The organism is Roseobacter sp. MED193 (assembly GCF_000152965.1).
Classification (GTDB): domain Bacteria; phylum Pseudomonadota; class Alphaproteobacteria; order Rhodobacterales; family Rhodobacteraceae; genus Pseudophaeobacter.
The window spans coordinates 2884779-2909320 of sequence record NZ_CH902583.1 but is presented as its reverse complement, the minus strand read 5'-3'; the positions used below and the strand labels follow the sequence as shown (position 1 = coordinate 2909320).

The following is a 24542-nucleotide window of genomic DNA, read 5'->3' as shown; positions in this document are numbered from 1 at the left end:
GGCTACAGATCTTCAAAGTCCCGCTCACAAATCTGTGAAACCAGGGACAGAATCGCAAACGGCCCAGATCAACCGGGCCGTTGCCTTTCATCAAATATTGCAAACCAGGATCAGCAGACTGCTAAAGAGCCTCGAAGGCGGAGCCTAAAAGTCATCCCAACCCTGAGGGGTGTCATGTGCGGAGGCGACGACTTCTCCGCCTGTGCCGGTCTGCGCCATGGCGATATCCGTTCGGCTCTGTTGCAACGGTGCCCTGGAAGGCATCGACACAACATTTGCCCCGCTGCTTTCGCCGCTGATTTTGAAAGCACCCAATTGATGAGTCAATTGCCCGGCGTCGCTCGATAGCGTCTGGCTCACTGCCGTGGTTTCTTCGACCATGGCGGCGTTTTGCTGGGTGACCTGATCCAGCTGCACAACGCCCGTATTGATTTCGGAAAGGGCCGAGGACTGTTCGGCCGCGCCACGCGCAATTTCGCTGATGTGAACTGAAATGGTGCCAACACTCTTGATGATCCGTTGCAGCTCTTCGCCCGTTTTACCAACCAGGTCTACGCCGCTTCCCACATGATGCTGACTCTGAGAGATTAGATCCTTGATCTCCCCCGCCGCATCGGCAGAACGCTGCGCCAAGCCACGCACCTCGGAAGCGACAACCGCAAAGCCACGTCCGGCCTCGCCCGCTCTTGCAGCCTCGACTCCGGCGTTGAGCGCCAGCAGGTTTGTCTGGAAGGCAATATCGTCAATCACGGTGATGATCTTGGCGATTTCATCAGAAGAGCCTTCAATCTTTGACATCGCCTCAATGGCCTTGCCAACCACATGCCCGCTTTCGGTGGCGACAGCTTGCGCTTCTCCGACAATTTCCTCGACCTTCTTTGCCCCCTCGGCAGAGGACTGCACAGTGGAGGTCAGCTCTTCTAGAGCCGCCGCAGTCTGTTCCAGCGTTGCGGCCTGGCTTTCGGTGCGGTGCGACAAATCATTGGAGGACTGGCTGATATCATCCGCTGTCCGGCCAACGCCAACAGAAACAGACTTCGCGTTTTTGACTGTGGCTTCCAGCTGTTCAACGGATTGGTTGAAGCTCTTACCAAGATTGCCGATGTCGGGAATATCCGACACCGCAACCCGATGTACCAGATTGCCATGGCGCAACGCATCAAGCCCTTCGGCGATATCGCCCAGGCCCCGGCGGCGCGCCGTCACATCACTGGCGACTTTCACCACTCGGTCCACAATGCCATCGGCATTTATGCAGGCCGCATAGGTCGCCTGAATCCAAATCGTCGAGCCATCTTTGGCCACACGGGGGAACTGATCGGTAATATCTTCACCATTGGCCAGTCGTTTCCAGAAATCGGCGTATTCCGGGCTTTTAGCATACTCCGGGGCGACAAAAATCGAATGGTGCTTTCCGACGACGTCGTCCAGATTATAGCCTACGGCGGCAAGAAAATTCTTGTTGGCGGTGAGAATGTTGCCCTGAGGGTCAAACTGAATAGTCGCTTGAGTGCGGTCAATCAGAGCCGCAATAACTTTGTCCGTCTCTTTTTGTGCGTTCTCATCTTGAGACTTTTTCTTAAAAAACAATGTCGTACTCCGCGCTTAACCTATTCGGTACTGGCAGCAAAATACCTCTCAAAACCCTTTTATTTTCTTAATCTCACTAGCCAAACCAAACCCAGGCACGGCCAAATGGCCTAATCTCGGCGAAAACCCCAGCAGTTCAGGCAAATCGGCCCAAATAAGGGCACGCGTTGCCGACTGGGTATAACGTCGAAAAGGCCCGCCCCCCCACAAGTACGCGGCAGAAGAGATTCGGCCAATACAGGGGGCACAGGCAGCGGATCAGCTATTCAAGACCGCAGATAATAGAGCGCAGGGTCGCAATGCCATCGCCTTTCTCCGAAGACGTTAGCACAATCTCAGGATAGGCCGCCGGATGGCGGGCCAGGGCAGTGCGGACCTGCTCAATCACTCTGTCCCGATCCTTGATCTTGACCTTGTCAGCCTTGGTCATCACGCATTGAAAGGTCACAGCCGAGCTGTCCAGCAGGCTCATGATCTCTTCATCGACATCCTTGACCCCATGGCGACTGTCAATCAGCACAAAAGCACGGCGCAGGGTCTGGCGACCGCTTAGATAGCGTTTCAGCAGCTTCTGCCATTTCTCCACGACAGCCAGCGGCGCATTGGCATAGCCATAGCCGGGAAGGTCAACGAGGTAGAGTTCGGGCCCTTGGGTGAAATAGTTGATTTCCTGGGTGCGCCCCGGGGTATTGGAGGCACGGGCCAGACCTTTGGTCCCGGTCAGGGCATTGATCAAGCTGGATTTTCCAACATTGGACCGGCCAGCAAAGCAGACCTCCATGCGGTCTGCATCTGGCAGGCCGGACATGGCCACCACGCCTTTTACAAAGAGCGATTCGCCCGCAAACAGCTTGCGACCCTTTTCTGCGGTGATCTGGTCAGGCTCTTCGGCCAGGGAAAATGAAATCTGCATCACAGTACCTCTACGCTATCACCCAGGCGAATGTCACCGCCGGTCAGAACCTCAGCATAAACGGAGAAATTCTGGTGGCCCCAGTTTTCCTTGAGGCATTTCAAGGTGTCGGCGTCGCGTTCGCCGGTTTCAGGGTTGGCCGTGGTTGCCAGGCAGCGCACCACGGGTTCGCGCACCAGGAAAACCGCTTTGCCAATTCGTATCTTCTTCCCGACAAGGCCATTTTCCACCCAGGCCTCGCCAAGATCAAACCAGATATTGCCACGCCAGCGCAGCGGCGACAGGTCTTGATCCATGGCTGCCTCAACGGCGCGATGCGAGGCCCAATTGCACAGTGTGACAGAGGGGTAGTCGGTATCAGTCATGCCACGACCGGGCACCCGGATGATTCGGGCTGAGGCCGCGCGCCCGGCCGGGGTCAGTGGCTTCTCCCAGTCGAGAAACCCCTGCAGCTGCTCCGGAATCTCAGGATCAAAGCTAAAATCGGGACGGGTGGGATGGCTGAGGGTTAGCACACCGCTGGTGTCGTCAAGCTGCGCGTTAATCGCCATCAGCTGCGGCGCTTTCGCGCCACGGGTGAAATTGGCGCAGGGCGCCCATTCCGATCCGTCCGCCTTTGAGCTTTCATGAGCAACGGCCCAGACACGATCGCCGGGCATTGTCTGCCCGGCGATCATGGTTACGCTGTCTAGTGCTTCCCGCCCATGAGATTTGAGCGGGTGGCGCCAGATATTTGTAACGGTTTTGGTCATTTCTCATCCGTCTTGGGCTTGCGCTTCACGCTGGCTTTGATGTTGCCAAAAACGTCCGGCGTATACCCATGGCTGCGCATGATCAGATATTGCTGGGTAAAGGTGATGGTGTTGTTGGCGATCCAGTACACAACCAGACCCGAAGCAAAACCACCCAGCATGAACATGAAGACCCAGGGCATCCAGGCAAAGATCATCTGCTGTGTTGGATCCGTTGGCGCTGGGTTCAGCTTCTGCTGCAACCACATCGAGATCCCCAAGAGCAGCGGCAAGATGCCGATAAAGACCAGCGCCATGATGCTGTCTGGTGTCGGCCCGGCAAAGGGCAGCAGACCAAAGAGGTTCATGATCGAGGTTGGATCAGGTGCGCTCAGATCCTGGAAGGGACCAAAGAAGGGGGCATGCCGCAATTCCAGCGTCACAAAGATCACCTTGTAGAGCGAGAAGAAGATCGGGATCTGAATCAGGATCGGTAGACAGCCCGCAGCGGGGTTAACTTTCTCCCGCTTATAAAGCTCCATGATCTCTTTTTGCTGCTTCTGGCGGTCGTCCCCTGCGCGTTCTTTCAGCTTCTCCATCTCCGGCTGCAGCTCTTTCATCTTCGCCATCGAGGCATAGGATTTATAAGCCAGCGGGAAGACGATGATCTTGATCAGAACGGTCAGGGCAATGATGGCCCAGCCCATATTGCCAATCAGCGCATTGAGCCAGTGCAGCACCGCAAAGATCGGTTTGGTCAGGAAGAAGAACCAGCCCCAGTCGATGCTATCGAGGAAGCCTGCAATGCCGCCTTTTTCATAGGCGCGGATGGTTGCCCATTCCTTGGCGCCGGAGAACAGCTGGGTCGTGACCTCAGAGGTTTCGCCATCGGCCAGTGTCATGGTCGGCAGCACGACATCGGTCTGATAGATGTCGCGACGTTCGTCGTATTTGACCGAGGACCGGAAAGCCTGGCCGGGGGCCGGGATCAGTGTTGACATCCAATAGTGGTCGGTAAAGCCAATCCAGCCATCACTGGCCACCTGTTTGACCTCAGAACGCGACCCATCGCGGGGATCCACGTCAAAATCGGCAACATCCGAATAATCCAGCTCTGCCAGCTCACCGTCAGCCATGCCAACAACGCCTTCGTGCAGGATGAAGAAGTTCTTCATGTCCGCAGGCTCACCATGGCGCGCCAGGGTGCCATAAGGGGCCAGCGAGACCGCGCCGCCAGAGGCATTGGTGACTGATTGCGTGATCGCGAACATATAGTCTTCGTCCACCGCAATGGTGCGGTTGAAGGTCAGACCCTTGCCATTGTCCCAGGTCAGGGTGACCGAGCTATCTGGCGTCAACTCAGCATCCGCTGGGGCGGTCCACAGGGTGTTGGCTCCAGGCACATCCTCTGCCCCCAGGCCACTGCCCGGCGCCCAGCCGTAGAGCGCATAATAGGCGTCCTGCTGCCCCACAGGGGAGAGAAACTGGACGATTTCTGGCGCATCATTGGTGATGCGATAATCCTTAAGCGCCAGGTCGTCGATGCGACCACCCTGCAGCGAGATACTGCCGGTGATGCGATCAGACTCGATGCTGATGCGTGGCGCGTCAGAGGCACTGGCTTCTTCGCTTGGCTGGCTGGTCGCAGCGTCGGCTGCAACGGCTGCACTGGGGCTGCTGGCGGTACCATCTGCGGGTGCCGTTTCAGTCGCCACAGCTTCAGGAGCCGGCGTTACCTCTGGGGGTGGGAAAAAATACATCCACCCAAGAAGCACGAGGCTGCTGAGTGCGATTGCGAGTATGAGATTTTTGTTCTGGTCGTCCATTGGGGACTGCCACCTCGTGTAGGGAATGACAGGGTGTGGTTCAACAGAGAAGACCCCCAAAGGTCAAGCGGAATCGCGGGAATCCGGGGCGGCAAAGCGCCCCGACGACAGAAAACACCTGTTTCACCGCTGCTCTGGTTACAATTAGCGGGTGTGACGGCCGATTTCCGGAGCTTCTTGCAGCTTGGCCTCATGGGCCGTGATCCAGTCCAGCGTCTGGTCAAAGGGCATGGGACGGCCAATGCCAAAGCCCTGCACATGGCCGCAGCCAAGCTGTGACAACAGCGCGTGTTCGCCCACGGTCTCGACACCCTCCGCCAGAGTTTCCAACTCCAAACGTTCCGCCATAGTCAAAATGGCGGCGATCAGTTTTTGCTGATCTGGATCCCGATCGGCCCGCAAGACAAACGAGCGGTCGATCTTGATCCGTGTAATGTTGAACCGGCGCACCGCCGAAATTGAGGCATGCCCTGTGCCAAAGTCATCCAGTTCGATCTGGCACCCTAGATCGCTCAGCGCGGCGATATTGCGGGTAACCACATCGTCAGGGCGATCGGTCATGACTGTCTCAAGAATTTCAACCGACAGACGCCCTGCTGGCAGGTCGAAACGTTCCAGCTCCCACTTGATATTCTCCGCCAGATTGGGGTTACGCAGCTCTTGCGTGGCAAAATTGACCCCCACAGCAGGGACCTTCAGCCCTGCCGCATCCCAGGCATTCAGCGCGGTCAGCGAATGATACAGCATAACCTGGCTCAGCCGCTCCATCAGCCCCGCTTCCTCCAATACTGGCAGGAATTTCCCAGGAGGGATCAACCCACGGACGGGGTGCATCCACCGGGCCAGAGCTTCGAATCCTGACACCCGCCCCGTGTCGGTGCAGATTTGCGGCTGAAACCAAGGCAAAATATGACCGGCTTCCAAGGCCTTGGCGGCCTCATCACGCAGGCTGCCACGGGCCTTGCTGCGCTGATACATATCAGCGGAAAACACCCGGATACCCGAGGGACCATTTTGCTGCGCCTCACTCAACGCTGCGCTCGCGGCAGCGGCCCAATCAGCATATTCTTTGCTCGGTGCACGGTTGTTCAGGCAAAAGCCAATGGAACAAGACGCGTAGACCGTGGTGCCGTCCAGCGAGATCGGTTCTTCCACAGCCGCCTGAATACGCCCCGCCATTTGAACACAGGTTTCAAGATCCAATTGCAGTACTGGCGTTAGGCAAACGGCAAATCTGCTGTCACCAATCCGTGCAACGGTATCGCCATTGCGCAGCGTACTGGCAATCCGTTCACCGCAACTTTGAATGATACGGTCTCCAGCTTCCTGGCCTTCTCGGTTGACGAGCTCTTTGAACTCATCAACCTCAATATAGTAGAGAGCCGAACGGAGCTCGGTTTCCGCACAATCGCGCACAATGCGCTCCATATCGACTTCAAAGCCTTCGCGAAGCATCAAGCCAGTCACGCTGTCGCGCGGCGCAGAATTGCGCCCGTGAGAGGAAAACCCACCAAAAGCTGCAAAGATCAAAGGAATGCCCAGTGCCACCCAAAGCAGCGCAGCCTCACCCCCAAGCCAAAAGGTTGCCAAAGTCAGCGCTGGTAGGAACGCAAGAATAGGAGGAGCCAGAAGCGCCGGAGCCAATCTCGCCCGAATTCGGTTAAATCGACCAGAATTCGATTTTGTCATGTTCAGACCTTTCGCCTAAAGCAGGGGTGCTTGGGCAGAATAGAGGTCTGTTTCTGACTCCGGAGTTAACGCAATAGTGGAATCTCATCCGAATCTGCGCTTTCAGCGCTTATTTTGCGCTCCAAACCTGCGAAGTCGAACAATTTGGGATCCAGTAGATGGGAAGGCCGGGCATTGGTCAGGGCGCGGAACATCACCTGGCGGCGTCCCGGACTATTGGCTTCCCACTGGTCGAGAATCTGTTTGACCTGCTGGCGCTGCAGCCCATCCTGGCTGCCACATAGGTCGCAGGGGATTATGGGGTAATCCATTGCTTTTGCAAACTTTTCACAATCCACCTCAGCCACATGTGCCAGGGGACGATAGACAAAGAGATCCCCCTCTTCATTGACCAATTTGGGGGGCATCGTAGCCAGGCGACCGCCGTGAAACAGGTTCATAAAGAAGGTTTCAAGGATATCATCGCGGTGATGGCCGAGAATCACTGCAGAGCAGCCTTCTTCACGGGCCACCCGATAGAGGTTCCCGCGGCGCAGACGAGAACAAAGCGCGCAGAATGTCCGCCCCTCGGGCACCTTGTCCATTACGATACTATAGGTGTCTTGATACTCAATCCGGTGCTCAACCCCCATCTTCTCTAGGAAGGCAGGCAGCACAGTGGCCGGAAACCCAGGTTGGCCCTGATCCAGGTTGCAGGCAAGCAGATCCACCGGCAACAGCCCGCGCCATTTTAGCTCATGCAGCACTGCCAGCAGCGTATAGCTGTCCTTGCCCCCCGACAGACAAACCAGCCACTTGGGCGTGCTGCCATCAGCAGGGCGCTCCACCATGCCATATTGCTCGATCGCTTCGCGCGCCTGACGCACGATACGCTTACGTAGCTTTTTGAACTCGGTGGTCGAGGGCGCTCCAGCAAAGAGCGGGTGAATTTCGGACTGATCATCATCAAACATGCAGCGCCCCTTAAACAACTATGTTTCCCAAAGCAACAAATGCCACGACTGCCCCCGCAGGCGCGCCGAATCTGATTGCCTCACAAAGCCTGGCCCCTCTGAAAATGCTCGGCCCGACTCATCCAAAACCTTTGCCACACCGTAGTCCTATTATCATATGGCTATCCAATAAGGGGAAAACAGATGCGTCGCTTCGTGAACTGGATCGTGATTTGTGTTTTGAGTCTGGTTCTTGCGGCCTGTGGGCGACCACAGTTGTCGGATGCAAAGTTGAGTGACAAGACCCTAAACCTTGAGGCTTATTTTCAAGGGCGCACTGTGGCTTACGGGCAATTCGAAGACCGCTTTGGGACTGTGCGAAGACGGTTCAAGGTCGACATCGACGGGACTTGGGACGGCAGGGTTCTGCGCCTTGCGGAACGGTTTAGCTATTCAGATGGCACGGGTGAGACGCGAAACTGGGCGTTGACGAAGACTGGGCCAGAAACCTGGACCGGTACAGCAGAGGGCGTGCAAGGCCTCGCCCGTGGCACAGAAAGCGGCGATACCTTCAATTGGCAATATACCATCGATCTGCCCTTGGCAGACGGCGGCACCCAGCGGGTGACATTTGACGATTGGATGTGGTTGCTCGAGGATGGGCGCTTGCTGAACAAGGCCTACATGAGCCGTTTCGGCATTACCCTGGGTGTCGTGACGATCTTCTTTGAAAAGAAATAGCAGCGCTATTTCTTTTCAACCGTCTGATCGTGCTCGGGATCACTGCCAGGCACCGGATCATAGCCATCGCCGCCCAGTGGGTGGCAGCGGCCGATACGTCGGATTGTCAGGTATGCGCCTTTGATTGCACCATGTTTCTCTAGCGCTTCCAGAGAATAGGCCGAACAGGTTGGCTGATAGCGGCAATTGAACCCCACCCAGGGAGAAAAGATCAGCCGATAGGCGCGGACCGGCAGGGCCAGGATATGGGCAAGCGGTGTCATTGGGCCAAGATAGGGGGCGTGTTGCGAGGATAGTAGATCATCCGTGGATCTTTTTGATCGCATAGGCCAGATCGCGCTTGAGATCCTCAAAACCGCGGCTGGCGGTAGCCTCAGCGCGGCCGATCAGCACGTAATCCCAGCCGTCACGACCAATGCCGGGCAGCACCAGACGGGCGGCCTCACGCAATCGGCGCTTGGCGCGGTTGCGGGCCACCGCATTGCCGACCTTCTTGGAACAGGTAAACCCAACGCGAAAGCCCTCGGCTTCGCCCTCTTTGCGCTGGCGGCCCTGCACCATCATGCTTTTGGTACCCTGACGGCGGGCGCGGGCGGCCGCGAGGAACTCGCTGCGCTTGGAGAGCACCACCAATGGCTCCAATTTCACGCGGGGCTTGGCAGCATCTGCGCAAACAGAAACCGCCGAAGGCGGGTTCCCGGCGGCAGCTGAGCTGTCCAAAGGGGCCTTCGGCGGTGTCATATCTGTCAATCCTTGGGGCGTCGCGCTTATGCGCTCAGCTCCTTGCGGCCACGTGCGCGGCGTGCGTTCAGGATCTTGCGGCCTGCCTTGGTGGCCATGCGCGCACGAAAACCGTGGCGACGTTTACGAACCAGGTTCGAAGGCTGATAGGTGCGTTTCATCGCTCCGGTCTCCAATTTCTGCATCGGGCAAGCGGAATCGCTACCCGTGGGGTCTATCTCGAAGCCCGGTCTTTAGAAGGGATTCTCCGGCAAGTCAAATGCTGAGCCCTGACTTTTGGCAACTGAGGGCAAGATTTCTATCAAAAAGCGCGGGAAATATCCGCACGCCACAACAGAATGTTGCAAAACCTCTAGGCAAAGAGGCGAATCCTCACGAAAAGACGCCTATCAGATCAAGGCCGCGTGATCAGCCCCTGCGAACTCTCGCAGCCTCCTTAGTTTAAGCGTAGCACCATGGGTCAAGCCCCAAGCCGGGCAGAGTGGACAAGAAAGAAGAGAATGATGACCAAGACGCCAAAACCCGGGCTTGCCCGTCACCTCCCTTTGATTGTCGTGGTGGTAATCGCTTTGATCGGGGCTGCCACGCTGAAAGATCATCTCAGCTTTGATACGCTGCGCGACAACCGCGAGGTGCTGATGGCTTTTCGCGATCAGAATTTCCTGGGGCTCGTGGCACTCTTTGTCGGCATCTACATACTGATAGTGGTTTTCTCCCTGCCAGGCGCTGCGGTGGCCTCCGTCACCGGCGGGTTTCTGTTTGGTCTGGCAACGGGGACGGCACTCAACGTCTTCGCTGCGACCATTGGCGCCTCTGGCATCTTTCTTGCAGCCCGGCTGGGTCTGGGGGAAATGCTCACCTCCAAGTTGGAAGCGGCGGAAGGCCGGGTGCAGATGCTGAAAAACGCTTTGCGCCAAAATGAAATAGAAGTCCTGTTGTTGCTACGCCTCGTGCCTGCAGTGCCGTTTTTTGTCGCCAACCTGTTGCCCGCGCTGGTCGGCGTGCGCTTTGGAAACTTCTTATGGACCACGGCGATTGGCATCGTTCCAGGGGCCATTGTCTTCACCTGGATCGGCGTTGGCGTTGGCGAAGTCTTTGATCGCGGAGAAGATCCTGACCTGTCCTTGCTGTGGGAGCCCCATGTGATCGGCCCATTGCTTGGCCTTTGTGTACTGGCCGCTATGCCGATCATCGTCAAAACCCTGCGCCCCAAGAAAGCGAGCTGACCCATGAGCCCGACCTCTCAGACCCCCATCAAATGTGATCTTTTGGTAATAGGCGCCGGTTCTGGCGGCTTGTCCGTAGCCGCTGGGGCCAGTCAGATGGGCGCCTCGGTGGTGCTGCTGGAAGGCCATAAGATGGGCGGCGACTGCCTCAACTATGGCTGCGTGCCATCCAAGGCGCTGCTAGCCAGTGCCAAGGCGGCTTATGGGCAATCCCATGCGGCGGCTTTCGGTGTGGCAGATCAGGTGCCGGATGTGGACTACGCCGCTGCGAAGGCCCATGTGCACAATACCATTGAAACCATCGCTCCGATGGACAGCCAGGAGCGTTTTGAAGGGTTCGGCGTGCGGGTCATTCGCGCATTCGGTGCCTTTATCTCTCCGACCGAGGTGCAGGCTGGCGATCATGTGATCCGCCCCCGTCGAGTGGTGATCGCGACAGGTTCAGCGCCGCTGGTGCCGCCGGTACCTGGGCTGGAGCGCGTGCCCTATGAGACCAACGAAACCCTGTTTGATCTGCGCGAACGCCCAGAACATCTGCTGATTATTGGCGGCGGCCCCATCGGCATGGAAATGGCCCAAGCGCACATCCGCCTGGGCTGCAAGGTCACGGTGATCGAAGGCGCCAAGGCCTTGGGACGGGACGACCCCGAAGCGGCTGCCATTGTGCTGGATGCGCTGCGGGCCGAGGGCGTGGAGATTGCCGAGGATGCCCTGGCCGCTGAAATCACCGGTGAGGCGGGAGCGATCGAGGTGAGAACCAAGGATGGGCGCAGTTTTGCAGGCTCACACTTGTTGATGGCCGTTGGGCGCAAGAGCAATGTCGAGCGGCTGAACCTGCAGGCCGGCGGGATTGAGCCGAGCCAGTCAGGCATCAAGGTAGATGCCTCTCTGCGGACGAGCAACAAGCGGGTCTATGCCATTGGAGACGTGGCGGGCGGGATGCAATTCACCCATGTCGCGGGCTATCACGCGGGGGTAATCATTCGCTCTGCCCTGTTCGGTTTGCCTTCCAAAGCGCAGGACCTGCACATCCCAAGGGCGACCTACACGGATCCAGAGCTGGCACAGGTCGGGCTCACCGAAGCAGAGGCACGAACCAAATTTGGGGACAAGTTGGAATTGGCCCGGTTTGATTTTCACCACAATGACCGCGCCCTGGCTGAGCTGAAAACCAAGGGTTTCATCAAGGTGATGGTGGTACAGGGACGGCCTGTTGGGGCGACAATTGTCGGCCATCAGGCAGGTGAATTGATCTCATTGTGGTCGCTGGCGCTGGCGAATAGGCTCAAGATGAGTCAGGTTGCTGCCATGGTGGCACCATATCCGTCGATCGGGGAGATCAACAAACGTGTTGCAGGAGCCTATTTCTCGCCACGGCTCTTTGAGAGCCAAATGGTCAAACGTGCGGTGCAATTTGTGCAACGCTGGATCCCTTAAGCTGGAAAGGGTTCTATGCTGAATTCGCTTTCAGGCAGGTTTCTGGTCCTGACAATTGTCTTCGTCATGCTGGCAGAGATCTTGATCTTTGTGCCGTCAATCTCCCGTTTTCGTCTTGATTACCTGTCCGAACGCCTGGAGCGGGCCCAGATCGCCTCCTTGGCCTTGCTGGCCGATGATATGCTCGAGACGGAGCTAGAGGCTGAATTGCTGCAAAATGCTGGGGTCTATAACGTGGTTCTGCGCCGCGATGAGATCCGTCAATTGATGCTGTCTTCGCCTATTCCACAGCCCATAGCCGGAACATTTGATCTGCGCATGGCCAATGCCGTGACGCTGATTGGTGATGCCTTCCGCCAACTGGTCAGCCCAGAGAACAGAATCATCCGCGTGATTGGTGCGCCAGTTCGCGATGCCGGACTGCTGATAGAAATCACCATCGAAACCGCGCCGCTACGTATGGCGATGATCGACTATGGCGTGCGGGTTCTGCTGCTCTCTGCTGTGATCTCGATCTTCACCGCTTTGTTGCTGTTTGCAGCCGTACGGATATTCCTGGTGCGCCCCATCAAGGGCGTTGTCGGCTATATGCAGCGCTATGCCGCCGCACCAGAGGATGCCCGAGGAATCATTCAACCCAATGCAGGCGTCATTGAATTGCGCGAAGCCGAAGAGGCGCTGCAAAAGTTGCAGACCGAACTGACCCAAGCCCTGCGACAGCGCGAACGCCTGGCACAACTGGGCGGCGCCGTGGCCAAGATCAGCCATGACCTGCGCAATATACTCACCTCTGCCCAGCTGTTTACCGACCGCATTGAGATGAGCGAAGACCCATTGGTGCGGCGGCTGGCACCCAAACTGGTGAATTCCATCACCCGCGCGGTGTCGCTCTGTGAGGGCACCCTCGCCTTTGGCCGCGCCGAAGAGCCTGCGCCGACCTTTTCTCGGGTCGCCTTTTGTGAGTTGGTCGAGGACATCGTCGAAAGCGAGCTGTTGGCGCCAGGAGAGGTTGCCGTGGATCTGATCAACGCAGTGCCAAAGGGGATGACGCTGCGCGGTGATTCCGAGCAGTTGTTTCGCGTGGTGATGAATCTGGTCCGAAATGCGCGTCAGGCCATCGTCGCCACAGGCACCCCCGGCAGCGTGACCATTTCTGCCCGCGAAGAGGATGACGCCTGGTGGATCACAGTATCCGATACCGGGCCAGGGTTGCCCAAACGCGCCCAGGACAACCTGTTCACGCCCTTTCAGGGCAGCGTTCGCAAAGGAGGCAGCGGCCTGGGACTGGCCATTGCAGCCGAGTTGACCAGAGGGCACGGTGGCTCGGTACAATTGAGCCAAACCGGGCCGGAGGGCAGCAGGTTTGAAATCCATCTACCAAAGGGCGATGGCACCCTGTGAGTGGCCAGCCAAGTCTCCTGTCCCTAGGGGCAGGAGGTCAAAAAGACTGGAACTTATTTGTTTTTGGGGTTGCGCAGTTCATCCCCTAGCACTAAACCCCGCCGCAGTGGACCGATAGCTCAGCTGGATAGAGTACCTGACTACGAATCAGGGGGTCGGGGGTTCGAATCCTCCTCGGTCCGCCACTCCTTAATTTGCCCGTCTCGGGCTGGTTTCGGGAAGGTTGGGAAGTCTGCCGCGATTTGGCTTGCTTCTCCAGAGCAGGGGCCTTAAATCCTGACACAGTGGACCGATAGCTCAGCTGGATAGAGTACCTGACTACGAATCAGGGGGTCGGGGGTTCGAATCCTCCTCGGTCCGCCACTGCACTTCTGACAGTTTTAATCAAACAAGATCTTGAAAACATTTCTGTTTTCGTGACCCCCCTGCTGAAAGCGAAGGGGAGCGTTTCTTTGATGTCCCGGCTAGACGTGCTGCGCGCCATTCACTTCGATCTCACTCCCCGAGATATAAGAGCTTTCCTGCGAGCAGAGGAAATAGATCGCCGCAGCCACTTCTTCTGGCTGGCCCAGACGTTGCATCGGCAATTTCTCGACTATCTTGTCAGTGCCGGGGGACAGGATTGCTGTTTCCACTTCCCCCGGCGCAATGGCATTGACCCGCACACCCAAAGGCCCAAAATCATGGGCCATCTCGCGGGTCAGTGCTGCAAGTGCTGCTTTGGAGGTGGCATAGGCCGCACCAGCAAAAGGATGCACCCGACTGCCCGCGATCGAGGTCACGTTTACCACCGACCCCTTGGCTGCGGCCAATTCATCCTTGAGCCCACGCGCCAACACGACAGAGGAAAAGAAATTGACATGAAAGACCTTGCCCCAGGTCATCAGATCAGTGTCCAAAGTGTTTAACCGCGCACCATCGGGGCCCTTGGGAGAAATACCGGCGTTATTGACCAGCGCATCCAGCTCCCCGCCGAGACGTTCCTGGATGATGCCAACCGCGTTGATTGTGTCAGAGGGGTCCGACAGGTCCAGCTGCACGTGATTCTCCGCACCACCGCCCCAAGGGCATTCCTCTGGGAAAGGTTGGCGCGAACAGGTGATCACCCGCCAGCCTTCGGCGTTAAACCGGCGCACGGTGGCATGGCCAATACCGCGGCTGGCACCGGTCAGAAGCAAAGTCTTTTGGCGCATGGCGTGATTTCCATCTTTTCTGAGCTGTGAGGCGACCCTATCAGCCCAAGCCACGGCCGCAATCTCTATATCGCCGATGATGTCACACTTGGCAGCGCCGACAGAACCGCGTAACACCAGACGCCAAGAGGACCCTGAGCCATGAAGAAACAAGATATGAACCGCGACTGGATTGCCACTGCCGAAACTCTGTCGAGCGCCCTGCCCTATTTGCAGCGCTATGACGGTGCCATCGTTGTCATCAAGCTGGGTGGCCACGCCATGGGCAGCGATGAGGCCATGGAAACCTTTGCCCGCGACATCGTGCTGATGCGCCAGGTCGGGGTCAATCCGGTAATCGTGCATGGTGGCGGGCCAATGATCAACGCCATGCTGGACAAGCTGCAGATCCAGTCCGAATTCGTCGACGGCAAGCGCGTCACCGATAAAGCCACCATGGAAGTGGTGGAGATGGTGCTGTCCGGTGTGGTCAACAAACGCATCGTACAGGCAATCAATGCCCAGGGGGGGCGCGCTGTTGGCCTGTCAGGCAAGGATGCCAATCTGATCACCTGCGATCAAGCCAATGCCAAGCTTGGCTTTGTTGGCGCTCCGGCAAAAATGGATCCGCAGGTTCTCTATGATCTGTTCGAGAAACACATCATTCCCGTGATTGCCCCCATCGGGGCCGGTCACAACGGCGAGACATACAACATCAACGGCGACACCGCGGCTGGTGCCATCGCCACCGCGCTCAATGCGGATCGATTGCTTCTGCTTACTGATGTGTCTGGCGTCAAAGATGCCACCGGCGAGGTCGTAACCGAGCTGAAAGCCGCAGATGTTGAACGCCTGACGTCCGAGGGCGTGATTGCCGGTGGCATGATCCCCAAGACCGAAACGGCCCTAGACGCCGTGCGCTCCGGCGTGCGCGCCTGCACCATCGTGGATGGTCGAGTCAAAAACGCCGTCCTGCTGGAACTGTTCACAGACCACGGCGCCGGCTCAATGATCCGCGCGTAAGGCGCCACAAGACACCGCCACAAGATCCACGGGGGCGTATCTGGGCAGGGGCTGCCGTTTTTGCGCTTATATTGCTGATCAGTCTGATATCCTCTCACCTAAGAGAGTGGGATGTATAGATGAGCGCCAAAACGACCAGGACCTCACCGAGGGCTCCAAGCTATGACAGTATCTGCCAAGCCGCACTTGAACAGGGTCTGATAATCTATGGGGCGCTTCACCCGCAAATGCGCCCCATCAAAGAGCTTGCTCATGGAACCCTGATTCTTTTGGGCACTGGTGCGTCTTTCTGGCCTCTCTTCACCCAGTCTCCTGAATACCTGAACCAACAATCAGATCCCGTCGATGCGTGGTCGACCCGTGTCATTTCTGCCCTGGCCAAGGCCCTGGGGGCCAAGGCGTATTTTCCCTTCGACGGCCCACCCTATACTCCCTTTGTGGACTGGGCGTTGGCCTCAGGTCGTGCCTTCACATCCCCGTCACAAATGATGGTGCATGATGAGGTTGGCATGTTGATATCCTACCGGGGGGCGCTCCACTTCGATCAAAGCTTTGACATACCCCCTCCACCTTTGGCACACTCTCCCTGCGCGACCTGCACAACCCAGCCATGTCTAAACACATGCCCGGTACATGCCTTGGCTGATGGCGGCCCCTATGACTTGACCGCCTGTCACCATCACCTAGAGACCCCGGCCGGAGTGTCCTGCCTGACGCAGGGATGCCTCGCCCGGTGCGCATGTCCCCTCAGCCAGGGGGCGGGACGACCCATTGAACAAACCGCACATCACATGAGGTATTTTCACCCATCATGACCCGTACACTGATTCTGACCCGTCACGCCAAATCCGCCTGGGACAGCACGGCTCCCAGCGACCACGCCCGCCCCCTGAACAAACGCGGACGCCGATCTGCCAAAGCCCTGGGAGATTGGCTGCGCCAACACAACCATATGCCCGACCAAATCCTGTCTTCCTCCTCGCAACGCACCCGCGAAACCCAGGCGCTGATGGGGTTTGAAGCCCCGGCCTCATTTAGCGAGCGGCTGTATCATGCCAGTTCCGAAATTCTTTTTCAGGCGCTGCGCGAAGCCGAGCACCAAAGCGTACTGCTGGTCACCCATAATCCAGGCATCGCCGCCTTTGCCCATGCCATCGTGGCCGCGCCACCAGATCATGTGCGCTTTGACGACTACCCGACGGGAGCCACTCTGGTTGTGCAATTTGATATCGACAGCTGGAGCCAGCTGAGCTGGAGCTCAGGCCGGGCAGTGGATTTCATCGTCCCGCGGGAACTGCTGGGCGAAGAACTGCCCGCGTAACCCCGTCTGGTCTAACCATTGCCTGATCAAACTCGTGCCCGACAAACCGCTCTAACGCCCGGGCCAAACCCCAGACATAAAAACGGCCCCTCGAGTTTTCGAGGGGCCGTTTGACGTCACGCAGCGAGGTTCTTGGATCAGTGACCCAGGATCTGGCTCAGGAACAGCTGTGTCCGCTCGCTCTGCGGGTTGTTAAAGAACTCTTCTGGTTCGTTTTGCTCCACAATCTGGCCTGCATCCATAAAGATCACCCGGTTCGCAACCTGACGTGCGAAGCCCATCTCGTGGGTCACGCAGAGCATGGTCATGCCCTCTTCCGCCAGTTCGATCATGGTGTCGAGCACCTCTTTGATCATCTCAGGGTCGAGCGCCGAGGTGGGTTCATCAAACAGCATGATGCGCGGCATCATGCACAACGAGCGAGCAATCGCCACTCGCTGCTGCTGACCACCTGAAAGCTGGCCGGGGTATTTGTTGGCCTGATCCGGGATTTTCACCTTTTCCAGGAAATGCATCGCCCGCTCTTCGGCCTCTTTCTTAGGTGTCTTGCGAACCCAGATCGGCGCCAGCGTACAGTTTTCCAGAATGGTCAAATGCGGGAAGAGGTTGAAGTGCTGGAAGCACATGCCGACCTCAGACCGGATCTTGTCGATGTTCTTCAGATCATTCGACAAGAGCGTGCCATCGACTTCGATGCTGCCCTGCTGGTGTTCTTCCAGCGCATTGATGCAGCGGATCAGGGTCGATTTACCCGAGCCCGAGGGGCCACAGATCACGATCCGCTCGCCTTGGTTCACGGTCAGGTTGATGTCGCGCAGCACGTGAAACGACCCGTACCACTTGTTCATCTGGTTGATGGTGATCGCGATTTCGTCAGAGACTTGCATTTGAGAAGTGTCAGCCATTGTCCGGCCTCCTTATCGGTGACCAGTGGCGAGGCGACGCTCGAGCCACTGAGAGTATTGAGAAATGCCGTAGCAAACGACGAAGAACAAAGCGGCTGCAAAGCCCAAGAGCTCCCAGTAGACGCCGTTCCACTCGGTTGAGGCAAGGATAGGACCACGGATCATCCCAACCATGTCGAACATCGAAATGACCGAGACCAGCGTGGTATCTTTGAACAGGCCAACAGCCACGTTCACGATACCGGGGATGGAGATCTTCAGAGCCTGTGGCAGGATGATCAGACGCATCGCCTGTGGGTAATCCAGACCCAGACTGTCAGCCGCCTCATACTGTCCCTTTGGCAGGGCCGCGAGACCACCCCGGATCACTTCGGCAATATAGGCCGCAGAGAAAAGGGTAATCATAATGACCACGCGCAGGAACAGATCCACCGTCGCATCAGGCGGGAAGAAGTAGGACAGCATCACCGAAGCCACAAAAAGTAGCGTGATCAGCGGCACGCCGCGCACGAATTCGATGAAGACCACACAGATCCATTTGATCAGCGGCATTGAGGACTGACGCCCCAAGGCCAGCGCAATCCCCAGCGGCACCGACAAGGACACACAGGTCACACCCAGCATCATGTTGAGCATAAAGCCACCCAGATCACGCGAGGGCACAGATGACAGCATTGCACTTTCAGACGCGCCTTCAGGGATCAGCATTCCGCCGACCTTCCAGATCACCAGGGCGGCAACGATGGCGCCAAAGAACCCGGCAGCAAAGCTGCCCTTGCCCAGCTTTTGGAATACAACAGCCGCCACTGCGAAACCAATCAGAGCCACAATTGGCACCATGATGGTCCCGCCCCAGATCAGCCAAAAGGCCAGGAAGGGGTAGATAACGGTGAATGCCAGCAGCTTGCGCGGCAAATCAAAGAACAGCACCGGTGCCAAGGCAATCAGCAACAGGACCAGGGCCAGGTTTGGCCGCCAGTATTGGTCGGTGGGGTACTTGAAACCATAAAGCAACTGGTTCCAACGCTCAGACAGCACCGAGAAACAGGCGCCTGATTTGCCGTTCAGCACCTCGCGACATTCCGCCAGCGAGGAGGTCGTCCAGACGCCATTCAAAATCCAAGGCAGCGTGTTGCTGAGCAGGGAATAAAGCAGCGCCAGAGCAGCGAGTGTCAGAATGCTGTTGGGAATGCTTGAGAACAGGTTATCCCGCACCCATTTGTAGGCCCCTGTATCCCCGGCCGGAGGCGGCGATTCAGGGATTACACTTGTGGCGACAAAGGCAATCGAGTTGTTTTGTTTATCGCTCATGGCTCAGCGCTCCTTCAGCTTAACGGAGGCGTTATAGACGTTCATCACCATCGAAATCAGCAGCGAGACCGTGAGGTAAAACAGCATCAGCAAAAGCACGCACTCAATCGCGCGGCCTGTCTGGTTCAGGGTAACCCCGCCCAGCGTCGCGGTGATATCCGCATAGCCCACAGCAATCGCAAGCGAAGAGTTCTTGGTAATGTTGAGAAAGTTGGAGATCAGCGGCGGGATAATCACCCGCAGGGCCTGTGGCAGAACCACTAGGTTCATGATCCGGCCAGGGCGCATCCCCAGGGCCGCAGCGGCTTCGGTCTGACCCTTCGAGATCGCCTGGATGCCAGCACGAACGTTTTCCGCGATAAAGGCACCGGTATAGATCGACAGAGCAAACCACAGCGCGATCAGCGGTCCACCAATCTTGATACCGCCCTTAAAGTTAAAGCCTTTCAGCTCTGGCACTTCCCAGGTCAGCCCCATGACAAGCATCAGCAGGGCAAACGGAACAATCCAAACCGCCAAGTTGATAAATAGGGTGTTGGGGCGAATGCCCGTCGCTTCCTGCTTCTGGGTTGCATTGGCGTTAACCATGCGCATCACGAAGAAAGAGCCGATCAAAAACACTAGGACCAACAGCCAGTTCAAAGCAGCGGAGGCAAACAGACCGCTCTCAAACATCGGCATCGGCGTGTAGACACCCCTGTTGGTGAAGGCAAAGAGATCGAGCACCATACTCGCCGAGGGGTCATCGCCGCGGAATTCGCGGGGGCCCGGCATCACAGCCGTCATGATGGTGAAAATGATGATGATCCAGATCAACACCGGAATGTTGCGAAAGATCTCAACATAGACGGCCATCAATTTGGACACCAACCAGTTGTTCGACAGGCGCAAAACACCGGCGACGACGCCAAAGACGGTCGCTGTGATACAGGCCAGGAAAGCCACCAACAGGGTGTTGAGAATACCGACAACAGCGGCGCTGGCGTGACTGGACTGACTATCATAGTCGATCAGGTGCTGATTGATGTCATACCCAGCCCGGTCGCCTAGAAAATTGTAAGAAATGTTCAGGCCAGCGGCGCGCAGGTTCTGAATGAGGTTATTGCCCAGGTACCAGATGGCCAAGGCCAGAACCAAGGCGGCTATCGCCTGGAAGGTCAATGATCGATAGCGGGTATCGTTGACCAGCATGGAGAGTCGAAACTGCTCCTGCGGAGGGTCAGTGAGAGTTGACATGAAGAGAGATCCCCGTAGCTCATAGATCTATCCCTCGGCGGGGTTGGTTCCCTGCTCGCGTCAGATCATAAGCGTTTTTTGGTTGGATAGTATCAGAAGGAAAAAGGGCGCAGGAGACCCTGCGCCCTTTCCTTAATGGATCTTAGCGGAAAGGAGGTGAGTACAGCAGGCCGCCTTTGGTCCACTGTGCGTTCAGGCCCCGTGCCAGACCGATTGGCGTTGCTTCGCCGATGTTGTCAGCAAACACTTCGCCGTAGTTACCACCAGCGGCAATCGCGTTTTTGCCCCAGTCAGCCGACAGGCCAAGCATCTCACCCAGGGTGCCTTCGGTACCCAGAAGACGATTGATCTCAGGGTTGTTGGTGCCAGCAGCCATCTCGCCGATGTTTGCAGAGGTCACACCCAGTTCTTCAGCCGAGATCAGCGCGTTCAGAGTCCAGCGAACAACATCGCCCCACTCGTGGTCGCCGTGGCGAACCAGCGGGCCCAGAGGCTCTTTGGAGATGATTTCGGGCAGCAGAGTATGTGCGTCTGGTGCTTCAAATGTGGCACGGGTCGCGGCCAGACCAGAAGCATCGGTGGTGTAAACGTCACAGGCGCCAGCCAGGTACTGCTGCTGTGCTTCGGCGTTGGTTTCGATCGGAACAGGCTCATAAGAGATGTTGTTCGAACGGAAGAAGTCCGCCAGGTTCAGCTCGGTGGTGGTGCCGGTCTGGATGCAGACTGTCGCACCATCGAGTTCTTTGGCCGAGGAAACACCCAGCTCCTTAGGCACCATGAAGCCCTGACCGTCGTAGTAGTTCACGCCGGTGAATTCAAACTTCAGGTCAACATCGCGCGAGAAGGTCCAAGTGGTGTTCCGGGCCAGCATGTCGATTTCGCCGGAGGCCAGCGCAGTAAAGCGGGTCTTGCCGGTTGTTGGCACGAATTCAACAGCGTTGGAATCGCCCAGTACGGCGGCTGCAACAGCGCGACATACGGCAACGTCAAAGCCTTCCCATTCGCCGCTTGCATTTGGAGCCGCAAAGCCGACCAGACCGGTGGTGACGCCGCAGTTCAGTTTGCCGCGGGCCTTCACGTCGTCCAGAGTGCCAGCAGCAGCTGCACCAGCCGACAGACCAGCAATGGTCAGCGCGCCCAAAATTACGGTATTTTTCATTTTTACCTCTTCCTGATGTTCCACCTATTGCGGTGGTTTTTTTTGCCCGACACAGGTGGTGCCGGAAATGGTGTGAACTGAGGTGAAACCCCAGTTCGTACAGGGAGTTTGGGCGCATTCATCAACAAACGTCAAGTGCGTGATCATGAATTTCGATGTCCGGATAGTGAACTCTTTCCTATTCGATGTAAAATTTCAGAAAGAGAAACGATCCCGCAATTTGCTGTCTTCTCAACATATGTCGTAGAAACTCTTGGCGTGCAAAAAGGCTACCCGCTTCAACCCGGCTGCCTCCTGGGCCTCTTCGTCAACGCCCCACTGCTCCTCCTGCCAGGTCTCATCCAGGCGCGAAATCTGCCAAATATCATCCGCTGTGCGCCAATTTTGAGCAGTTGCAAAGCCCAAGACCAAAGATCCGGACATTGACACAAGGTCTTGAAAGGCCGCGAGTCGAAAATTGTCTAGCGCGTGCACCGCTTGCCGGAGCACCTTCAGGGCCGCTGGATCCTGCCCGGAATGCAGCAACCCATGACGGGTTTCCAAACGTGCCCCTAGCACTTCTTCTGCCCAGCTCAAAGCTGGGTCCCAATGATCAGCCTGGCGCTTTACCAGCTCCTGCGGGCTCTCGGCCCGGTAGCACAGAAGGTCCGAATCGCCATAGTCCGCCAACATGTCTGCGACTTCCCCATGCTGATTCGCGACCTTATCGATGGCCGCATTGGCAGAGCGGGTATAGGGCATGGTTTGGGGATTGATGCCCTCAACCTGGGCATCCCATTCCTTTGCAATTGCCTCGGCCATGGCGCGACTGGGCAGAATGAGCGACGTCTTCGCCGGTGTCTTTAGCCCGCGACCATCCAGATGAACCGAAAACCCACCCTCAACCTCAACGGCTTTGGCCTCTTTCCAGAACCGCTTTTGCTTCCACTCGCTCATGTCTTATGTCTTCCAGATCTGTTGCAATAACGGGGTCAATTGATCAAAACGGCTGATGATATGATCCGCCCCCAGGTCAGCTGCAGGATGGTAGCCCCAATCGACCGCGATGGTGCGAACGCCCGCTGCGCGCCCCATATCAATGTCAAAACTGGTATCCCCAATCATCACTGCATTGGCTGGCTCAACCCCAGTTTCAGCCATCGCCGTCAGCACCATCGAGGGATGCGGCTTGGAGGGATGATGATCCGCCACTTGCTTGGTGACAAAGCACCCAAGCCCATGAGCCGCGATAAGAGCGTCCAGGCCACGTTGTGATTTACCGGTCGCTACTCCCAGCAAATACTCCGGTACGGCGTGTAACTCAGCGAGTACTTCAGAAGCCCCCGGAAACAGCGGAGAATGCCCCGCTCCCTGTGCCAGCCGCTTGTCCATATAGGCGCGCTTGTAGCCCTCAACCAATTGGTACCGCACCTCTGCGGACTGGCTTGGGGCCAGTTGGTCCATGGCCAAAGGCAGCGACAACCCCACAATTGAGAGAATATCCCCATGAGCCGGAACCTCGAGCCCCAGCCCTTCAAAGGTCGACACCATGGCAGAGGCGATGGCATTCTGGCTGTCCGCCAGAGTGCCATCGACGTCAAACAGGATCAGCCGCAGGTCCGCGCTCACATCAGCCCCTCAAAAGGATCATCTGCCGCCAGATCCTCAGTCCAGCCAAAGGTCTCCCAACTGTCCTTCATATGCGACGGCAGCTCGGCCATCATCACGATGTCTTTTTTGGTGGTCGGGTGTTCAAACACCAGACGGCGTGCATGCAGATGCAGCTTTTTACTGATCACACCACCCAACTGTGCCCCCCAGCCATCGCCCAGGTTTTCCTGGCCCGATCCGCCGTATTTCCCATCACCAATGATCGGATGACCAATCTCGGCCATATGCGCGCGCAGCTGGTGGGTGCGTCCGGTTACCGGCTCCATCGCCACCCAAGAGGCGCGCCCCGCAACTCGGTAGAGAGTGGCGTAATAGGTATGCGCCCGCTTGGCCCCTGGGGTTCTGTCAATCTCATTTGGATGCACAGCGATCATTTTTTCGCCTTCCCCGCCGGCGCCATGTCCACCAGCTTTGACCAGCCCCGCTTTGATCTCACCTAGGTAGGGCGTAGGAACACCAGCAACCAGCGCCCAGTATATCTTGCGGGTATTGCGATGGCGAAAGGCCGCCGTCAGCGATTTCGCTGCCAGCCGGTTGCGCGCCAGCACCAGAACCCCGGAGGTGTCCTTATCGAGACGGTGAACCAGACGGGGTTTTTCTTCGGCATCAAAACGCAGTGCATCAGCCAGACCATCAACATGTTTGGTGGTACCACTGCCGCCCTGCACCGCCAGACCCGCAGGCTTGTTCAGCACAATCACATCGTCATCTTTATAGATGACACAGCCGCGAATCATCTTGGCATCGGTCTCGGAAATACGCGCCACACGAGGGGCCGCCGGTTTCAAATCCGACTCCGCCAGGGGTGGTACCCGCACGACCTGGCCAGCCGCGACGCGCGTATTGGCTTTGACCCGCCCCCCATCCAGGCGCAGCTCGCCCTTGCGACACATCTTTTCAATCCGACCCTGGTTCACATGGGGAAACAGCCGGCGCAGCCAACGGTCGATCCGTTGGTCGTCATCCGCCTCGGCTACGGTAATCATCTGTACGCCGCTCATGCGAACACTCCTCTTGCCATCCACAGGCCCAGAAACAATCCACCAACCGACAGGCCAACAGAAAGCAAAACATAAAGCGCAGCCTGCCCAAAGGCACCGCGTTCGATCAGATTGGCCGTCTCCAGCGAGAAGGCCGAAAAGGTGGTGAAGCCACCCAAAAGCCCAGTCATCACCAACGGGCTAAGATGGGTCAGCCCCTTTTGTGCCGCCGCCACCACAAAGGCCCCCATCAAACAGGAGCCAATCACATTCACAGTCAAAATGGCGAGCGGAAAGTCCTGATGGCCAAACAAGCGCAAAACGCCCAGTCCCGTCAGATAGCGCAGCACCGCCCCGCAAGCGCCGCCAAGGGCGACCAGAGATACCGTTGAAATCATCAAGGGTCTGTGGCGCGACAGGACCAAGATGTCAAGTTTTAGCCGCTATGCAGCAAAGCTCCCACCTCACTCAGGCCCAATGGGCCGAGAGACACCCCTCGTGAATCTCTAGCAGGTGGTAAAATGAATAAGCAAAACGCCATCCTTGCCCCAGATATCA

24 protein-coding genes and 2 tRNA genes are annotated in these 24542 nt (G+C 57.3%); 8 read left to right on the top strand and 18 right to left on the bottom strand.

What is annotated here, in order from left to right; genetic code table 11:
- Nucleotides 1-144: 144 nt before the first annotated feature.
- From MED193_RS16380 to ttcA, 6 genes are all read right to left on the bottom strand, one after another.
- Entirely contained in the window at nt 145-1590 is a 1446-nt protein-coding gene (locus MED193_RS16380) for a methyl-accepting chemotaxis protein (RefSeq protein ID WP_009810873.1), read from the bottom strand.
- Between the two features lie 262 nt (nt 1591-1852).
- Complete coding sequence (gene yihA, locus MED193_RS16375; protein ID WP_009810872.1) at nt 1853-2503, bottom strand: ribosome biogenesis GTP-binding protein YihA/YsxC; 651 nt, start codon at nt 2501-2503, stop codon at nt 1853-1855.
- On the bottom strand, nt 2503-3255 hold the full coding sequence (locus MED193_RS16370) for an MOSC domain-containing protein (RefSeq protein ID WP_009810871.1): 753 nt from the start codon (nt 3253-3255) through the stop codon (nt 2503-2505). Before MED193_RS16370 ends, yihA begins: the two co-directional genes overlap by 1 nt.
- On the bottom strand, nt 3252-5060 hold the full coding sequence (gene yidC / locus MED193_RS16365) for a membrane protein insertase YidC (RefSeq protein WP_009810870.1): 1809 nt from the start codon (nt 5058-5060) through the stop codon (nt 3252-3254). The genes MED193_RS16370 and yidC overlap by 4 nt, the downstream gene beginning before the upstream one ends.
- A gap of 144 nt (nt 5061-5204) precedes the next feature.
- Nucleotides 5205-6749 carry a bifunctional diguanylate cyclase/phosphodiesterase gene (locus MED193_RS16360; RefSeq protein WP_039966284.1) on the bottom strand — a complete coding sequence of 515 codons (1545 nt, stop codon included), beginning with the start codon at nt 6747-6749 and terminating at the stop codon, nt 5205-5207.
- Between the two features lie 65 nt (nt 6750-6814).
- A complete protein-coding gene (gene ttcA / locus MED193_RS16355; protein ID WP_009810868.1) occupies nt 6815-7702 on the bottom strand; it encodes a tRNA 2-thiocytidine(32) synthetase TtcA in 888 nt (295 codons plus the stop codon).
- Between the two features lie 183 nt (nt 7703-7885).
- On the opposite strand from ttcA, the gene MED193_RS16350 reads away from it, so the two are divergent.
- Entirely contained in the window at nt 7886-8422 is a 537-nt protein-coding gene (locus tag MED193_RS16350; protein WP_009810867.1) for a DUF3833 domain-containing protein, read from the top strand.
- Between the two features lie 5 nt (nt 8423-8427).
- Here MED193_RS16350 and yidD read toward each other — a convergent pair whose 3' ends face one another.
- Genes yidD through rpmH form a run of 3 tightly spaced genes read right to left on the bottom strand, consistent with a single transcriptional unit; the run spans nt 8428 to nt 9324 of the window.
- Nucleotides 8428-8685, bottom strand: coding sequence for a membrane protein insertion efficiency factor YidD (gene yidD / locus MED193_RS16345; protein WP_009810866.1), 258 nt, complete (start codon nt 8683-8685; stop codon nt 8428-8430).
- Between the two features lie 37 nt (nt 8686-8722).
- Nucleotides 8723-9163 (bottom strand): ribonuclease P protein component, encoded by a 441-nt coding sequence (gene rnpA / locus MED193_RS16340; protein WP_009810865.1) that lies wholly within the window; start codon nt 9161-9163, stop codon nt 8723-8725.
- A gap of 26 nt (nt 9164-9189) precedes the next feature.
- The gene (gene rpmH, locus MED193_RS16335; protein ID WP_008554144.1) at nt 9190-9324 is read right to left on the bottom strand and encodes a 50S ribosomal protein L34; all 135 of its coding nucleotides are present in this window, start codon (nt 9322-9324) and stop codon (nt 9190-9192) included.
- A gap of 339 nt (nt 9325-9663) precedes the next feature.
- On the opposite strand from rpmH, the gene MED193_RS16330 reads away from it, so the two are divergent.
- From MED193_RS16330 to MED193_RS16310, 5 genes are all read left to right on the top strand, one after another.
- Nucleotides 9664-10389 (top strand): TVP38/TMEM64 family protein, encoded by a 726-nt coding sequence (locus tag MED193_RS16330; RefSeq protein ID WP_009810864.1) that lies wholly within the window; start codon nt 9664-9666, stop codon nt 10387-10389.
- 3 nt (nt 10390-10392) lie between these two features.
- Nucleotides 10393-11826 carry an NAD(P)/FAD-dependent oxidoreductase gene (locus tag MED193_RS16325; protein ID WP_009810863.1) on the top strand — a complete coding sequence of 478 codons (1434 nt, stop codon included), beginning with the start codon at nt 10393-10395 and terminating at the stop codon, nt 11824-11826.
- Between the two features lie 15 nt (nt 11827-11841).
- Nucleotides 11842-13227: a HAMP domain-containing sensor histidine kinase gene (locus MED193_RS16320; protein WP_009810862.1), complete on the top strand. Its 1386-nt coding sequence runs from the start codon at nt 11842-11844 to the stop codon at nt 13225-13227.
- 108 nt (nt 13228-13335) lie between these two features.
- Nucleotides 13336-13412, top strand: a tRNA-Arg gene (locus MED193_RS16315).
- A 101-nt stretch (nt 13413-13513) separates the two neighbouring features.
- Nucleotides 13514-13590: transfer RNA gene (locus tag MED193_RS16310), tRNA-Arg, on the top strand.
- 101 nt (nt 13591-13691) lie between these two features.
- Here the strand turns inward: MED193_RS16310 and MED193_RS16305 are convergent.
- Nucleotides 13692-14420 (bottom strand): SDR family NAD(P)-dependent oxidoreductase, encoded by a 729-nt coding sequence (locus MED193_RS16305; RefSeq protein WP_039966282.1) that lies wholly within the window; start codon nt 14418-14420, stop codon nt 13692-13694.
- Nucleotides 14421-14561: 141 nt separating this feature from the next.
- Here MED193_RS16305 and argB point away from each other — a divergent pair, with 141 nt between their 5' ends.
- Together argB and MED193_RS16290 are read left to right on the top strand one after the other, a co-directional pair.
- Nucleotides 14562-15422 carry an acetylglutamate kinase gene (argB, locus tag MED193_RS16300; RefSeq protein WP_009810860.1) on the top strand — a complete coding sequence of 287 codons (861 nt, stop codon included), beginning with the start codon at nt 14562-14564 and terminating at the stop codon, nt 15420-15422.
- A gap of 811 nt (nt 15423-16233) precedes the next feature.
- The gene (locus tag MED193_RS16290) at nt 16234-16743 is read left to right on the top strand and encodes a histidine phosphatase family protein (protein WP_009810858.1); all 510 of its coding nucleotides are present in this window, start codon (nt 16234-16236) and stop codon (nt 16741-16743) included.
- A 137-nt stretch (nt 16744-16880) separates the two neighbouring features.
- Here the strand turns inward: MED193_RS16290 and MED193_RS16285 are convergent, their stop codons facing one another.
- The 8 genes from MED193_RS16285 to crcB all read right to left on the bottom strand — a co-directional run bounded on the left by MED193_RS16285 (nt 16881) and on the right by crcB (nt 24382).
- Nucleotides 16881-17648, bottom strand: a complete 768-nt coding sequence (locus tag MED193_RS16285) for an amino acid ABC transporter ATP-binding protein (RefSeq protein ID WP_039966281.1) — start codon at nt 17646-17648, stop codon at nt 16881-16883.
- A gap of 12 nt (nt 17649-17660) precedes the next feature.
- Complete coding sequence (locus tag MED193_RS16280) at nt 17661-18959, bottom strand: amino acid ABC transporter permease (protein ID WP_009810856.1); 1299 nt, start codon at nt 18957-18959, stop codon at nt 17661-17663.
- Between the two features lie 3 nt (nt 18960-18962).
- Nucleotides 18963-20195, bottom strand: a complete 1233-nt coding sequence (locus tag MED193_RS16275; protein ID WP_039966280.1) for an amino acid ABC transporter permease — start codon at nt 20193-20195, stop codon at nt 18963-18965.
- 142 nt (nt 20196-20337) lie between these two features.
- Nucleotides 20338-21354, bottom strand: coding sequence for an amino acid ABC transporter substrate-binding protein (locus MED193_RS16270; protein ID WP_039966279.1), 1017 nt, complete (start codon nt 21352-21354; stop codon nt 20338-20340).
- A gap of 231 nt (nt 21355-21585) precedes the next feature.
- Nucleotides 21586-22290 (bottom strand): ATP12 family chaperone protein, encoded by a 705-nt coding sequence (locus tag MED193_RS16265; protein ID WP_009810853.1) that lies wholly within the window; start codon nt 22288-22290, stop codon nt 21586-21588.
- A gap of 3 nt (nt 22291-22293) precedes the next feature.
- Complete coding sequence (locus tag MED193_RS16260) at nt 22294-22962, bottom strand: HAD-IA family hydrolase (protein ID WP_009810852.1); 669 nt, start codon at nt 22960-22962, stop codon at nt 22294-22296.
- On the bottom strand, nt 22959-24005 hold the full coding sequence (locus MED193_RS16255; protein ID WP_009810851.1) for an RluA family pseudouridine synthase: 1047 nt from the start codon (nt 24003-24005) through the stop codon (nt 22959-22961). Before MED193_RS16255 ends, MED193_RS16260 begins: the two co-directional genes overlap by 4 nt.
- The gene (gene crcB / locus MED193_RS16250; RefSeq protein ID WP_009810850.1) at nt 24002-24382 is read right to left on the bottom strand and encodes a fluoride efflux transporter CrcB; all 381 of its coding nucleotides are present in this window, start codon (nt 24380-24382) and stop codon (nt 24002-24004) included. Before crcB ends, MED193_RS16255 begins: the two co-directional genes overlap by 4 nt.
- Between the last annotated feature and the right edge of the window lie 160 nt (nt 24383-24542).

What these genes read in the sequence shown, in the direction of transcription:
- MED193_RS16350 (WP_009810867.1), top strand. Translation starts at nt 7,886, where the DNA reads ATGCGTCGCTTCGTGAACTGGATCGTGATTTGTGTTTTGAGTCTGGTT.
- yidD (WP_009810866.1), bottom strand. Translation starts at nt 8,685, where the DNA reads ATGACACCGCTTGCCCATATCCTGGCCCTGCCGGTCCGCGCCTATCGG.
- yidC (WP_009810870.1), bottom strand. Translation starts at nt 5,060, where the DNA reads ATGGACGACCAGAACAAAAATCTCATACTCGCAATCGCACTCAGCAGC.
- MED193_RS16275 (WP_039966280.1), bottom strand. Translation starts at nt 20,195, where the DNA reads ATGTCAACTCTCACTGACCCTCCGCAGGAGCAGTTTCGACTCTCCATG.
- rpmH (WP_008554144.1), bottom strand. Translation starts at nt 9,324, where the DNA reads ATGAAACGCACCTATCAGCCTTCGAACCTGGTTCGTAAACGTCGCCAC.
- MED193_RS16370 (WP_009810871.1), bottom strand. Translation starts at nt 3,255, where the DNA reads ATGACCAAAACCGTTACAAATATCTGGCGCCACCCGCTCAAATCTCAT.
- MED193_RS16290 (WP_009810858.1), top strand. Translation starts at nt 16,234, where the DNA reads ATGACCCGTACACTGATTCTGACCCGTCACGCCAAATCCGCCTGGGAC.
- MED193_RS16320 (WP_009810862.1), top strand. Translation starts at nt 11,842, where the DNA reads ATGCTGAATTCGCTTTCAGGCAGGTTTCTGGTCCTGACAATTGTCTTC.
- MED193_RS16360 (WP_039966284.1), bottom strand. Translation starts at nt 6,749, where the DNA reads ATGACAAAATCGAATTCTGGTCGATTTAACCGAATTCGGGCGAGATTG.
- argB (WP_009810860.1), top strand. Translation starts at nt 14,562, where the DNA reads ATGAAGAAACAAGATATGAACCGCGACTGGATTGCCACTGCCGAAACT.
- MED193_RS16280 (WP_009810856.1), bottom strand. Translation starts at nt 18,959, where the DNA reads ATGAGCGATAAACAAAACAACTCGATTGCCTTTGTCGCCACAAGTGTA.
- MED193_RS16270 (WP_039966279.1), bottom strand. Translation starts at nt 21,354, where the DNA reads ATGAAAAATACCGTAATTTTGGGCGCGCTGACCATTGCTGGTCTGTCG.
- ttcA (WP_009810868.1), bottom strand. Translation starts at nt 7,702, where the DNA reads ATGTTTGATGATGATCAGTCCGAAATTCACCCGCTCTTTGCTGGAGCG.
- MED193_RS16285 (WP_039966281.1), bottom strand. Translation starts at nt 17,648, where the DNA reads ATGGCTGACACTTCTCAAATGCAAGTCTCTGACGAAATCGCGATCACC.
- crcB (WP_009810850.1), bottom strand. Translation starts at nt 24,382, where the DNA reads ATGATTTCAACGGTATCTCTGGTCGCCCTTGGCGGCGCTTGCGGGGCG.
- yihA (WP_009810872.1), bottom strand. Translation starts at nt 2,503, where the DNA reads ATGCAGATTTCATTTTCCCTGGCCGAAGAGCCTGACCAGATCACCGCA.
- MED193_RS16265 (WP_009810853.1), bottom strand. Translation starts at nt 22,290, where the DNA reads ATGAGCGAGTGGAAGCAAAAGCGGTTCTGGAAAGAGGCCAAAGCCGTT.
- rnpA (WP_009810865.1), bottom strand. Translation starts at nt 9,163, where the DNA reads ATGACACCGCCGAAGGCCCCTTTGGACAGCTCAGCTGCCGCCGGGAAC.
- MED193_RS16330 (WP_009810864.1), top strand. Translation starts at nt 9,664, where the DNA reads ATGATGACCAAGACGCCAAAACCCGGGCTTGCCCGTCACCTCCCTTTG.
- MED193_RS16255 (WP_009810851.1), bottom strand. Translation starts at nt 24,005, where the DNA reads ATGAGCGGCGTACAGATGATTACCGTAGCCGAGGCGGATGACGACCAA.
- MED193_RS16325 (WP_009810863.1), top strand. Translation starts at nt 10,393, where the DNA reads ATGAGCCCGACCTCTCAGACCCCCATCAAATGTGATCTTTTGGTAATA.
- MED193_RS16305 (WP_039966282.1), bottom strand. Translation starts at nt 14,420, where the DNA reads ATGCGCCAAAAGACTTTGCTTCTGACCGGTGCCAGCCGCGGTATTGGC.